An 11,680-nucleotide genomic window follows, 5' to 3' on the forward strand; every position below is an offset into this window, starting at 1 on the left:
GATGACCCGCCTTCGCTGTGTCCAGGGGGAGTTGCCCCGGTCATGGAGCGGCGGGGGGGCCCCCCCCGCCGGGGGGCCCCCCCCCCGGGGGGGGGGGGGGGCGCCCCCCCCCCCCCCCCCCCCCCCCCCCCCGCCACTTTTGCGACACCCGCGCAGCGGGTAAGGTTAGGTTAGCCTCACCGATTATCGGGACGGCACGACTCCTTCGATCCCGCACGGGAGGTGACCCGCGTGTACGTCTGCAACTGCTTCGGTGTGACCGAGGCGCAGGTCGCGAAGCACGCGGAGGGCGGTGCCTGCACCCCCCGGCAGATAGCGTCGGCCTGCAAGGCGGGCACCGACTGCGGATCGTGCGTACGGCGTATCCAGGCGCTGCTGGGCAGGGGTGCCTGCCCGCGCCGTGAGCTGGCCGACCAGGGCGAGCCGGTGCTCGCCGAACTGGAGGAAGCCGCCTAGCGGGTCCTAGCTGGGCTGCTCGATCTGCTGCGCGATGTAGAGCGCCTCGCCGAGCTGCTCGATCAGCTGGAGCTGCGTGTCGAGGTAGTCGATGTGGTGCTCCTCGTCCTCGAGGATGTCCTCGAAGATGTTCGCGGACGTGACGTCGCCCTTCGCGCGCATCACCTCGATGCCGCGCTTGAGCCGGTCGATCGCCTCGACCTCCACCTGCCGGTCCGCCTGGAACATCTCGGTGACCGTCTGACCGACCCGGACATGGAACAGCCGCTGGTAGTTCGGCAGACCGTCGAGCATCAGGATGCGCTCGGTGATCTTGTCCGCGTGCTTCATCTCATCGATGGACTCTTCACGCGTGTACTTGGCGAGCTTGGTCCAGCCGTTGTTGTCCTGGATGCGGTAGTGCAGCCAGTACTGGTTGATCGCGGTCAGCTCACCGGTGAGCTGCTCGTTCAGGAACTCGAGGACCTCGGGGTCGCCCTGCATCGCAGAGGCTCCTTCCAAAACAGGGGGAACTGGCGGGTTGCGCCGCATGATTGCACCGGCGCGAAGAGATCGTCCAGTAAGTGCATGCTTAGTAGGAGTTGCCCGAATCCGCCCAGAGCCGGTCATGTGCACCGCCCCCGGTCTGTCAGGATGGAGTCATGGGTCAGAGAGGGGTCGAACAGTCCGAGCTGCCACCGGGCCAGCGGCTCCAGCGCGGCTGGCCGGTCACCCACTACGGCCCGGTGCCCAAGTTCCGCCCCGAGCGCTGGGAGTTCAGGGTCTTCGGCGCCACCGCCGACGGCGGCAAGCACTGCTGGAACCACGACGAGTTCACGGCTCTGCCCTACGACTCGGTCGTGGCCGATCTGCACTGCGTCACGAAGTTCAGCATGCTCGGCGCCGAATGGGGCGGCATCCCCGCCCGTACGATCCTGGAGACCGCCCCGCCGGCACCGGCCGTCACCCATGTCATGGTCTGGGCGGAGTACGGCTTCAGCGCCAACCTCCGCCTCGCCGACTTCGCCGCCGAGGGCACCATTTTCGCCACCCACAAGGACGGCGAACTCCTCACCGCGGAACACGGTTTCCCCCTCCGCCTGGTCGTCCCCCACCTGTACGCCTGGAAGGGCCCGAAGTGGGTCCGGGGCGTCGAGTACATGACGGCGGACCGGCGGGGGTTCTGGGAGGAGCGCGGTTACCACAACGTGGGGGATCCGTGGAAGGAACAGCGGTACTCGTACCAGGAGGGGCCCGGCGAGGGCCCGGAGCTGTAAGCCGCTCCCGAGCCCGGGCAAGCCTCTTCGGCGCTATGAGTCCCTGAGCTTCTTCAGCCGCTCCACGTCCGCCGCGTGCCCTTCTTTGCCGCCCGGCGTCTCGATGATCAGCGGTACGCCCGCGGTCGCCGGGTGGGTCATCAGGGCACGGAACGGGTCCTCGCCGATGTGGCCGGAGCCGATGTTCTCGTGGCGGTCCTTGTGGGCGCCGACGACGTCCTTGGAGTCGTTGGCATGGATCAGTTTCAGCCGCCCCTCGCCGACCGTGTCCACCAGCAGGTCGAGCGTCTGGTGCATGCCGCTCGGGCCGGTCAGATCGTGCCCCGCGGCGAAGATGTGGCACGTGTCCAGGCAGACGCCCAGCTTCGGATGGGCGTCCAGCGCCTCGAAGTACGGCCCGAAGTCCCAGGTCCGTGAACAGAGCGAGGCGCCCTGACCGGCCGTCGACTCCAGGAGCAGGAAGGGATCGTCGTCGTGGGTCAACTCGTCGAGCAGCGGCAGCAGACGCTCCCGCACCTGCGCCAGCGCCACGGACCGCTCCCGCCCGCCCGTCGCGCTCCCGGTGTGCACGACCACGCCGAGCGCGCCGATCTCCCGCCCGCGCCGCAGCGAGTGCCGCAGCGACTCCACCGACTTCTCGACCGTCGCCTCGGTGTGCGAGCCGAAGTTGATCAGGTACGGGGCGTGCACGTACGCCGGGATGGACTCGGCCTCGCAGACCGCGCGGAACTCCTCGTCCTGACGCGGGTTCCCGACCGGTGTGGCCCAGCCGCGCGGGTTGGCGACGAAGACCTGCACGGTCTCGGCGGCCAGCTCACGGGCGTAGGACAGGCCCACGGAGTGGAGACCGCCGGCGACCGGGACATGGCCGCCGACCGGGTTGCGGGAGGGGAACTCGGGGGCGCTGGAAGGGGACTCGCTGCTCACCCGTCCAGGGTGTCACGCGCGCGTGCCGCCCCCGTCACCGGATGGTGATCGTGATCGTCGACCCCTTGGGGGCCTGCTCGCCCGCGTCCACGGACTGGCTCTTCACGGTGTCGCCGAACAGGCCGAGCAGACCCCGGTCCTCCTTGACCTTGAAGCCGGACTGCTCAAGGAGCTTCGTCGCGGCGTCGACCGAGGCGCCGACCACGCTCGGGACCTCGACCATCTCCGGGCCCTTGGACAGGGTCAGCGTCACCGTGTCGCCGTCGGCGGCCTGGCTGTCGCCGGCCGGGGTCTGTTGGGCGACCTGGCCCGCGTCGTACTCGGAGTTGACCTCGGTCGCCGACACCGTCACCTTCAGGCCGGCGTCCTGGAGGTCCGACTTCGCGTTGTCCAGGTCCTCACCGGTGACGTCGGGCACGTCGATCGCGGCGCCCTTGCTGACGGTCAGGGCTATCGCCGAGCCCGCGTGGCGCTCCGTGCCCGCCCCGGGGTCCGTGCTGATCACGAAGCCCTTGGGGACGCTGTCGCTGAACTCCTTGGTGACCATGCCGGCCGACAGCCCGTCCCGCTTCAGCAGGGCCTGCGCCTTGTCCAGGACGTAGCCCGTCAGATCGGGCACCTTCACGGTCTCCGGTCCGTCGGAGACGGTCAGGGCCACGGAGTCGTTGTTCCTGATGCGGGCGCCGGCCACCGGGTCGGTGCTGATGACGGTGCCGCGCTTCACGGTGTCGCTGTAGGCGTGCTTGACCGACTTGACGTCGAGACCCGCCTCCCGCAACCGCTCCTTCGCCTGCGCCTCGGTCTTCGCCAGCAGCGGCGGGACCTTGGTGAACTGGCCGGAGTTGATGTACCAGACGCCCGTCCCGACCCCGATGATCAGCAGTACGGCGGCGACGATCGCCAGCAGCCCGCGCCGGGGCCGCCGCGCGTCGCGCCGCCGGGGCGGCAGCGGCGGCCCGCTCTCGAACCGGCTGGTCCGGTTCAGCGGGTCACCGGGCTCGTCGTCCTCGTTGACGGGCAGCGGACGGGGCACGGTCAGGGAGCGCGGGATCACACTCGTGCGGTTCTCGGCGTGGGGATGTTCCGAGGCCAGCGCCTGCGGCGGCACCGCGTCCAGCTGCTCGTCGCGCAGCCCCGACCGTGCCTCGCGGACCAGACCGAACAGCGCGACCGCGTCGTACGGCCGGATGTCCGGGGTGCGCGCGGTGGCCGCGGCGACCAGCTCGTCCAGCGCGTACGCAAGACCCGGTACGACGGCCGAGGGCGGCGGGACGTCCTCGTGCAGGTGCTTGTAGAGCACGATCGCGGGGGAGTCCCCGTCGTGCGGCTTCTGGCCGGTCAGCATCTCGTACAGGACGACACCGCACGCGTACACGTCGACCCGGGGGTCGGCGGTGCCGCCCTCGATCTGCTCCGGCGCGAGATACGACACCGTGCCGAGCAGCGACCCTGTGGTGCTGGTCACCGTGTCGACTGACCTGACCAGCCCGAAGTCGGCGACCTTGACCCGGCCGTCATCCCCTATGAGCACGTTCTCCGGCTTCATGTCCCGGTGCACGAACCCGGCCCGGTGCGCGGCGCCCAGCGCGGCCAGCACCGGCTCCAGGATGTCGAGGGCGGCGCGCGGCTGCAGCGCCCCGCGCTCGCGCAGCACGTCCCGCAGGGTGCAGCCGGCGACGTACTCCATGGCCAGATAGACGTACGACCCGTCGGTGCCCTGGTCGAAGACCTGCACCACGTTCGGATGAGCCAGCCGTGCCACCGACTTGGCCTCGCGGATGAACCGGTCGACGAAGGTGGCGTCGGCCGCCAGCGTCGGGTGCATCACCTTGAGCGCGAGAACCCGGTCCAGGCGGGTGTCCACGGCCCGGTAGACCGTGGCCATCCCGCCGACGGCGATCCGCGCGTCGACGCGATACCGGCCGTCGAGCAACTGCCCGACGAGAGGGTCATGAAGGGTCGTATCCACGCAGGTGAGTGTACGAGCCGACACTGACAGCGCCCTCTTTTCGGCCAGTTTCGGGGCGGTACTGCAGCGGAGCTGTGACGCATCCCACGCACGGGCAGCCTCCCGCGGCGAGGCACCCCCACAGGAGAGGTCCACTTTGCAGCCGACCGTAAACGGGCGGCGCGCGGGTGGGAGATCAGAAGGCCGGACGTTCCGGGTCCAGCCGTGCCAGCCCCTCCGCAGGAGAAGACGCCGAGGCGAAATACCGGCGGGGGATCCGCCCCGCCCGATACGCCGACCGCCCCGCCTCCACAGCGCCCCGCATCGCCGAAGCCATCAACACCGGTTCCCGCGCCCGCGTCACCGCCGACGCAAGCATCACCCCCGCACACCCCAGCTCCATCGCGAACGCCGCGTCGGACGCCGTACCGGCCCCCGCGTCCAGAATCACCGGTACACGCGCGTGCTCGGTGATCAACTGGAAGTTGTGCGGGTTGCGGATCCCGAGCCCGGAACCGATCGGCGACCCCAACGGCATGATCGCCGCACACCCGACGTCCTCCAGCTTCCGCGCCAGCACAGGATCGTCGTTCGTGTACGGCAGCACCGTGAAGCCGTCGTCGACCAGGGTCTCGGCGGCGTCGAGCAGCTCGATCGGGTCCGGGAGCAGTGTCCGCTCGTCCGCGATGACCTCCAGCTTGACCAGGTCCGTCCCCAGCGCCTCCCGCGCCAGCCGCGCCGTCAGCACCGCCTCGCCGGCCGTGAAGCAGCCCGCGGTGTTGGGCAGCACCCGGATGCCGAGCCGCTCCAGGACGGACAGCACCGAACCGTGCACGGAAGCGTTGACGCGCCGCATCGCGACCGTCGTGAGCTCCGTCCCGGAGGCCACCAGCGCGCGCTCCAGGACGTCGAGGCTGGGCGCGCCTCCGGTGCCCATGATCAGCCGGGACGTGAAGGACGTACCACCGAGGACGAAGGGGTCGTCGGCCATGGGTCAGCCTCCTTGGACGGCGGTGAGGACCTCGACGCGGTCTCCCTCGGAGAGGGACGTCGACGGCCACTCCGCGCGCGGGACGACGGTTTCGTTGAGGGCGGCGGCCACGCCGGAGGGAGCCGGGGTCAGAGCACGCACGAGAGTGTCGAGAGCGGTGCCGGGCGCGATCTCCCGGCGCTCCCCGTTGACGGAGACGTTCATACGGGCTGCTCCAGGAGTGCTCCGGCGCCGAACCGTTTCGGCGTGAACGGGCGTGCCTCGTCCGGGAGTTCACCGGTGGCCAGCGCGTGTGCCAGGGCGTCGCCGGTGACCGGTGTGAGCAGCACGCCGTTGCGGTAGTGCCCGGTGGCCAGCAGCAGTCCCGGCAACTCGGTCGGGCCGAGCAGCGGCGCGTTGTCGGGGGACCCCGGGCGCAGTCCGGCGCGGGTCTCGGTGAGCGGGAGTTCGGTGATCCCGGGGACCAACTCGTGGGCGTCGCGCAGCAGTTCGTAGACGCCGCCCGCGGTCACCGTGGTGTCCCAGCCCAGTTCCTCGCTGGTGGCGCCGACGACCAGCTCGCCGTTCTCGCGCGGCACCAGATACACCTGGCTGCCGCGCACCACGGCCCGCACGGTCCGGTTCAGGAACGGCGCGTACCGCTCCGGCACGGTCAGCCGCAGCACCTGTCCCTTCACGGGCCGTACGGGCGGCAGGACGTCGTCCGGGACCCCCTTCAGCCGCCCGCTGAGGCTGCCGGCCGCGAGCACCACCTGGCCCGCGCCCAGCGCTTCGCCCTCGCGCGTGACGACGCCCGTGGCGCGGTCCCGCTCGACCGTGAGCCGCTCGGCCCAGGTCCGGTGGAAGACGACCCCGGCACGCTCGCAGGCGGCCACCAGCGCCCCCGCGAGCCGCCGCGGGTCGACCTGGTGGTCGCCGTCGACCCTGAGCCCCCCGCGCACGCCCGGCGCGAGCATCGGCTCCAGGCGCCGGCACTCGCGCCCGGACAGCCACTCGGAGTCGAGCCCCGACTGGTGCTGCAGGGCGTGCAGTTCGCGCAGATGGGCCCGGTCGTCGGCGTCCAGGGCGACGGCGAGGGTGCCGCAGCGCCGATAGCCGAGGTCGAGGCCGGTGAGGTCGGTCAGCTCGGCGACGAAGTCCGGGTAGCGGTGCGCCGAGGCGAGATTGAGGGCGAGCAGGGTCTGTTCGCCGTGGTGCAGTTCCGTTACGGCGGCCAGCATGCCGGCGGCCACCTGCGCGGCGCCGCCGCCCGGCCCCGGGTCCACGACGGCCGTGGCGAACCCGCGTCGCGTCGCGCGCCAGGCCGTGACCAGTCCGATGATTCCGCCCCCGACGACGAGGACGTCTGACGTACGTGCAGGCATGGGCGTCCAGCCCCTCCCTTCGCCGGCATGACCCGGATCAGGTTCGTACGGTCGGAGGCCGCCAGCCTCCCTCTCAGCCCGGTACGTCCGGACTCCCGCGAGTGCTTTACCTTGGCCAGCCTAGCCCGCCGTCGGCATTGTGGAACAGGTCACCTCACGCGCCCCCTGACTGACGAATTGTCAGGTGTCTATGGTGATCGGGTGAGCGAGCAGACGCGGGAACAGGGTGCGGTGGCGGTACGGCGCGTGGTCGTCGTCGGCGCGGGCATGGCCGGGGTGCAGACCGCCGTCGCCCTGCGGGATCAGGGCTTCACCGGCACCGTCACACTGATCGGCGCGGAACCCCATCAGCCCTACGACCGGCCGCCGCTGTCCAAGGCCGTCCTGCTCGGCAAGGCCGAGGGCTCCGCCTTCGACGTCGACTTCGAGGCGCTCGGCATCGAAGTGCGGCTGGGGCGCGAGGTGTTGGGCGTACGCCCCGCCGACCACGAACTGGACACCGCCGAGGGCCCGGTGCCCTACGACGTCCTCGTGCTCGCCACCGGCGCCGAACCGATCCGGCTGCCGGGCGCCGACGGCGTCCCCGGCGTGCATCTGCTGCGCACCCTGGACGACGCCGAGCGGCTGCGGCCGGTGCTCGCGCGGCAGCACGACATCGTGGTCGTCGGCGCGGGCTGGATCGGCGCGGAGTTCGCCACGGCCGCGCGCGAGGCGGGCTGCGCGGTGACCGTCGTAGAGGCCGCCGACCGGCCGCTCGCGGGCGCGCTGCCCGCCGAGGTGGCCGCCCCGATGGCCGCCTGGTACGCCGACGCCGGAGCCGTACTGCGGACGCACGCACGCGTGAAGCACGTCGAACCCGGCGCGGTGGTGCTCGACGACGGCTCACTGCTGCCCGCGGGCGCCGTCGTGGTCGGCATCGGCGCCCGCCCCGCCACCGCCTGGCTGACGGGCGCCGGCATCGAACTGGGCGCACACCGCGAGGTCCTGGCCGACGAGGGGCTGCGCACCTCGGTGCCGGACGTGTACGCGGTCGGCGACTGCGCCTCCTTCCCTTCGGGAAGGTACGGCGAGCGACTTCTGGTCCACCACTGGGACAACGCCCTCCAGGGCCCCCGCACGGTCGCCGCGAACATCATCGGAGAGATGCCGGCGGTCTACGACCCGGTGCCCTACTTCTGGTCCGAGCAGTTCGGCCGCTTCGTCCAGTACGCGGGCCACCACGCGTCCGCCGACACCACCCTGTGGCGCGGTGACCCGACCACCCCGGCCTGGAGCGTGTGCTGGCTGCGCGAAGGCCGTCTGGTGGCCCTCCTGGCCGTCGGCCGCCCCCGCGACCTGGCCCAGGGCCGCCGGATGATCGAGTCGGGCACCCCGATGAATCCCGAGCTGCTGGCGGACCCTTCTCTCCCGATGAAGGCCGCTATCGCCTAGTTCGAACCCCCGGGTCGGACCGGCCCGACTTCCGACTGTCAGTCCGGGATGGCACGCTGTTTACGTGACCGAGATTGACGCAAAGATCGATGCTCTCGTCCCCGCCTGGCTCACGCTGCCCGACATCGCAGAGATGCTCGATGTCGAGGTGACACGCGTGCGGCAGCTGGTCAAGGACGGCCAAGTCATCGCCGTACGCCGTGGTGAGAACCGCGCGCTGCACGTCCCCGCCGCCTTCATCGACGGGACCGAGCAGAAGGTCGTCAAGGGCCTCACGGGGACCCTGACGCTCCTGCGGGACGACGGCTTCTCCGACGAAGAGATGCTCGAGTGGCTCTTCACCCCCGACCCCAGCCTGCCCGGCACGCCCGCGCAGGCGCTGAGCGAGAATCGCGGCACGGAGGTGAAGCGCCGCGCCCAGGCGCTCGCCGTCTGACCCGCACGACCGACCGGTGTACGGGCCGCGGCCACGCTCCAGCGCGGCCCGTACGCAGGACCACCACGCAACGACAACGGGGGACACACGCATGGCCGACACCGCCGCGACCGCCGCTCGCGCGGAACTCGCCGACGCCCGGGTCTACCTCTGCACGGACGCACGTCGGCGCCAGGGCGACCTCGCGGAGTTCCTGGACGCAGTCCTGGCCGGCGGGGTCGACATCGTGCAGCTGCGCGACAAGGGCATGGAGGCCGCCGAGGAGCTGGAGCACCTCCAGGTGTTCGCCGACGCCTGCGCCCGGCACGGCAGGCTGCTCGCGGTCAACGACCGCGCGGACGTCGCCCACGCCGCCGGCGCCGACGTACTGCACCTGGGCCAGGGCGACCTCCCGGTCCCCGCGGCCCGCGCGATCCTCGGCGACGACGTACTGATCGGGCGCTCCACGCATGCCGAGTCGGAGGCCGCCGCAGCCGCGGTCCAGGAGGGCGTGGACTACTTCTGCACCGGCCCCTGCTGGCCGACTCCCACCAAGCCCGGCCGCCACGCCCCGGGCCTCGACCTGGTCCGGTACACGGCCGCCCTCGGCACCGACCGCCCCTGGTTCGCCATCGGCGGCATCGACCTCGGCAACCTCGACGAGGTGCTCGCAGCGGGCGCCCGCAGAGTCGTCGTCGTACGGGCCATCACGGAGGCCGGCGACCCGGGAGCGGCGGCGGCGGAGTTCGCCAAGCGGCTCCGGCAGCTCTGACGGCGACCGTCCAGGGGTCGCGCGGTTGTCCGATGGGTGGACAAGAGGGCGACAAACCAGGCAAATTCCCCGTTCCGGTTGGGTGACCGGCGCCCCCTGACTAACCTGCGGGTATGGCCTTCGGAACCGCATCCACCAGGACTGATCGCGCACGTACCGTGCGGGACATGCTCGCGACCGGCAAGGGGACGTACTCGTTCGAGTTCTCCGCGCCGAAGACCCCCAAGGGCGAGCGGAACCTGTGGAGCGCGCTGCGAAGGGTCGAGGGGGTCGCCCCCGACTTCGTCTCCGTGACCTACGGCGCCGGCGGCTCGACCCGCGCGGGCACCGTCAAGGAGACCGAGCAGATCGTCGCCGACACGACGCTCACCCCGGTCGCCCACCTCACCGCGGTCAACCACTCCGTCGCCGAACTGCGCAACATCATCGGCCAGTACGCCGACGCCGGGATCCGCAACATCCTCGCCGTGCGCGGCGACCCGCCCGGCGACCCCATGGCCGACTGGGTGGCGCACCCGCAGGGACTGACGTACGCGGCCGAACTGGTCCGGCTCATCAAGGAGTCGGGCGATTTCTGCGTCGGTGTCGCCGCCTTCCCGGAGATGCACCCGCGCTCCCCGGACTGGGACACGGACGTCTCGCACTTCGTCGACAAGTGCCGGGCCGGCGCCGACTACGCGATCACCCAGATGTTCTTCCGCCCGGAGTCGTATCTTCGGCTGCGCGACCGTGTCGAGGCCGCGGGCTGCGGCACCCCGGTCATCCCCGAGGTCATGCCGGTGACCAGCGTGCGGATGCTGGAGCGGTTGCCGCAGCTCAGCAACGCCGACATCCCGGCCGCTCTGAAAGAGCGAATCCTCACAGCCAAAGACGATCCGGCCGCTGTACGCTCGATCGGGATCGACTTCGCCACGGAGTTCTGCGCCCGGCTGCTGGCCGAGGGAGTGCCAGGTCTGCACTTCATCACGCTCAACAACTCCACGGCGACGCTGGAAATCTACGAGAACCTGGGCCTGCACCACCCACCGCGGGCCTAGACCGGCCGCCCGGACATACGACACACTGCGTAGCGGCCACTGGGAGAGGGGCGTACATGGGCTGGACGGTCCTCTACATCGCGTTCGGCATCGTCGCACTGTGGTTGCTCGGTGAGGTGTTGCTGCAGTACAAGGCGAGACTGCGCTGGCGGCTGCTCGCTTTCGTCGGCTTCCTGGGCGTCGTCATCGGAGTGCTGATTCCCTCCGTCGTCGTGATCGGACTGGGTGCGGTGGCCTTCGCCGTCGGCCAGACCTACGTCACCCTCTCGTTCCGCCGCGGCTTCGAAGCAGGCTGGGCGGTCTCCGGTCTACCCGGCGCGGGCGGCACCAAGCGCCGCCGCGGCGAACCGGACGAGGAGGACCCGAACCCTGCGGTCTCCGGCCTCGAAGGCGCCGAGAGCGGCTTCCAGGAGTACGGCCGGAGCAAGGCCGCCTACGGCCAGGACGACGACTACGACCGCGACGACGTGTTCACCCCGAACCGCCCCCTCGACCCCACGGCCGCCGAGACCACCTCGGTCTACGAGCCGCAGCCCCTGCCGGACGACACCGGCTCCTACGGCGTGTACAGCGCCGCCGCGTACGCGAACGCCGCCGACCCCGACTACGCGGGTGCGGACCAGGCCTACGCCGCGGCGGCAGCCGCCCAGACCCAGGACCAGGCCTACGCGGCGGCCGACCAGAACTACGGCTACGACAACACCTACGCGGGCTACGACCAGCAGCAGTACGGCTACGACACGACCGGCCAGCAGCAGTACGCGGCCTACTCCGACCCGTACATCGGCACCCAGACCTACGGCGGCGGCACGTACGACACGGGCTACGACGGCCAGCAGCAGTACCCCCAACAGGGCTACCCCCAGGACCAGTACGGCACCGGCGGTTACGTCGGCGAGACCCCGGCCGGCGGGGTGTGGGTCCCGCAGCAGCGCAACGACGAGACCTACGGCGGCGAAGTCCCGCCGGATCAGCAGCAGTACCCGTACGACGGCAACGGCCAGAACGGACAGCAGCAGCCGCAGCCGGGCCCCGGCTACGACGAGCAGTACCGTTTCTGAAGCCCGCTGCGAACCCTGAAGC

General features: G+C 71.1%; 13 protein-coding genes and 1 riboswitch. Of the genes, 7 read left to right on the top strand and 6 right to left on the bottom strand.

Going from position 1 to position 11,680, the window contains the following annotated elements; genetic code table 11:
• The first annotated feature begins 222 nt into the window (after positions 1–222).
• Positions 223–456 (top strand): bacterioferritin-associated ferredoxin, encoded by a 234-nt coding sequence (locus ACIQBL_RS25190; protein ID WP_381242025.1) that lies wholly within the window; start codon positions 223–225, stop codon positions 454–456.
• A gap of 6 nt (positions 457–462) precedes the next feature.
• Here the strand turns inward: ACIQBL_RS25190 and bfr are convergent, their stop codons facing one another.
• The gene (gene bfr, locus ACIQBL_RS25195; RefSeq protein WP_317885067.1) at positions 463–939 is read right to left on the bottom strand and encodes a bacterioferritin; all 477 of its coding nucleotides are present in this window, start codon (positions 937–939) and stop codon (positions 463–465) included.
• A gap of 158 nt (positions 940–1,097) precedes the next feature.
• Between bfr and ACIQBL_RS25200 the strand changes: the two genes are divergently transcribed.
• A complete protein-coding gene (locus ACIQBL_RS25200) occupies positions 1,098–1,712 on the top strand; it encodes a sulfite oxidase-like oxidoreductase (protein WP_401945178.1) in 615 nt (204 codons plus the stop codon).
• A gap of 33 nt (positions 1,713–1,745) precedes the next feature.
• On the opposite strand, the gene ACIQBL_RS25205 is transcribed toward ACIQBL_RS25200, so the two are convergent.
• The 5 genes from ACIQBL_RS25205 to thiO all read right to left on the bottom strand — a co-directional run bounded on the left by ACIQBL_RS25205 (position 1,746) and on the right by thiO (position 6,942).
• Positions 1,746–2,639 (bottom strand): deoxyribonuclease IV, encoded by an 894-nt coding sequence (locus tag ACIQBL_RS25205; RefSeq protein ID WP_401945179.1) that lies wholly within the window; start codon positions 2,637–2,639, stop codon positions 1,746–1,748.
• Between the two features lie 34 nt (positions 2,640–2,673).
• Entirely contained in the window at positions 2,674–4,608 is a 1,935-nt protein-coding gene (gene pknB / locus ACIQBL_RS25210) for a Stk1 family PASTA domain-containing Ser/Thr kinase (RefSeq protein ID WP_401945180.1), read from the bottom strand.
• A 175-nt stretch (positions 4,609–4,783) separates the two neighbouring features.
• A complete protein-coding gene (locus ACIQBL_RS25215) occupies positions 4,784–5,578 on the bottom strand; it encodes a thiazole synthase (RefSeq protein WP_401945181.1) in 795 nt (264 codons plus the stop codon).
• Between the two features lie 3 nt (positions 5,579–5,581).
• Positions 5,582–5,782 (bottom strand): sulfur carrier protein ThiS, encoded by a 201-nt coding sequence (gene thiS, locus ACIQBL_RS25220; protein ID WP_401945182.1) that lies wholly within the window; start codon positions 5,780–5,782, stop codon positions 5,582–5,584.
• The gene (thiO, locus tag ACIQBL_RS25225) at positions 5,779–6,942 is read right to left on the bottom strand and encodes a glycine oxidase ThiO (protein WP_401945183.1); all 1,164 of its coding nucleotides are present in this window, start codon (positions 6,940–6,942) and stop codon (positions 5,779–5,781) included. Before thiO ends, thiS begins: the two co-directional genes overlap by 4 nt.
• A riboswitch (TPP riboswitch) is annotated at positions 6,940–7,051 on the bottom strand. It overlaps the preceding gene by 3 nt.
• Positions 7,052–7,143: 92 nt before the next feature.
• Between thiO and ACIQBL_RS25230 the strand changes: the two genes are divergently transcribed.
• The 5 genes from ACIQBL_RS25230 to ACIQBL_RS25250 all read left to right on the top strand — a co-directional run bounded on the left by ACIQBL_RS25230 (position 7,144) and on the right by ACIQBL_RS25250 (position 11,658).
• Positions 7,144–8,373, top strand: coding sequence for an NAD(P)/FAD-dependent oxidoreductase (locus ACIQBL_RS25230; protein ID WP_401945184.1), 1,230 nt, complete (start codon positions 7,144–7,146; stop codon positions 8,371–8,373).
• A gap of 64 nt (positions 8,374–8,437) precedes the next feature.
• The gene (locus tag ACIQBL_RS25235) at positions 8,438–8,809 is read left to right on the top strand and encodes an Rv2175c family DNA-binding protein (protein ID WP_317885695.1); all 372 of its coding nucleotides are present in this window, start codon (positions 8,438–8,440) and stop codon (positions 8,807–8,809) included.
• 91 nt (positions 8,810–8,900) lie between these two features.
• Positions 8,901–9,560, top strand: coding sequence for a thiamine phosphate synthase (thiE, locus tag ACIQBL_RS25240; protein WP_401945185.1), 660 nt, complete (start codon positions 8,901–8,903; stop codon positions 9,558–9,560).
• Between the two features lie 113 nt (positions 9,561–9,673).
• Entirely contained in the window at positions 9,674–10,597 is a 924-nt protein-coding gene (gene metF, locus ACIQBL_RS25245) for a methylenetetrahydrofolate reductase [NAD(P)H] (RefSeq protein WP_401945186.1), read from the top strand.
• A 56-nt stretch (positions 10,598–10,653) separates the two neighbouring features.
• Positions 10,654–11,658 carry a hypothetical protein gene (locus ACIQBL_RS25250; RefSeq protein WP_401945187.1) on the top strand — a complete coding sequence of 335 codons (1,005 nt, stop codon included), beginning with the start codon at positions 10,654–10,656 and terminating at the stop codon, positions 11,656–11,658.
• Positions 11,659–11,680: the final 22 nt, after the last annotated feature.

It is taken from the genome of Streptomyces sp. NPDC088350, from assembly GCF_044753545.1.
Taxonomy (GTDB): domain Bacteria; phylum Actinomycetota; class Actinomycetes; order Streptomycetales; family Streptomycetaceae; genus Streptomyces.

Excerpts from the sequence above, each read along its gene's own strand:
- bfr (WP_317885067.1), bottom strand. The coding sequence starts at position 939 with ATGCAGGGCGACCCCGAGGTCCTCGAGTTCCTGAACGAGCAGCTCACC.
- ACIQBL_RS25200 (WP_401945178.1), top strand. The coding sequence starts at position 1,098 with ATGGGTCAGAGAGGGGTCGAACAGTCCGAGCTGCCACCGGGCCAGCGG.
- ACIQBL_RS25215 (WP_401945181.1), bottom strand. The coding sequence starts at position 5,578 with ATGGCCGACGACCCCTTCGTCCTCGGTGGTACGTCCTTCACGTCCCGG.
- thiS (WP_401945182.1), bottom strand. The coding sequence starts at position 5,782 with ATGAACGTCTCCGTCAACGGGGAGCGCCGGGAGATCGCGCCCGGCACC.
- thiO (WP_401945183.1), bottom strand. The coding sequence starts at position 6,942 with ATGCCTGCACGTACGTCAGACGTCCTCGTCGTCGGGGGCGGAATCATC.
- thiE (WP_401945185.1), top strand. The coding sequence starts at position 8,901 with ATGGCCGACACCGCCGCGACCGCCGCTCGCGCGGAACTCGCCGACGCC.
- metF (WP_401945186.1), top strand. The coding sequence starts at position 9,674 with ATGGCCTTCGGAACCGCATCCACCAGGACTGATCGCGCACGTACCGTG.
- ACIQBL_RS25250 (WP_401945187.1), top strand. The coding sequence starts at position 10,654 with ATGGGCTGGACGGTCCTCTACATCGCGTTCGGCATCGTCGCACTGTGG.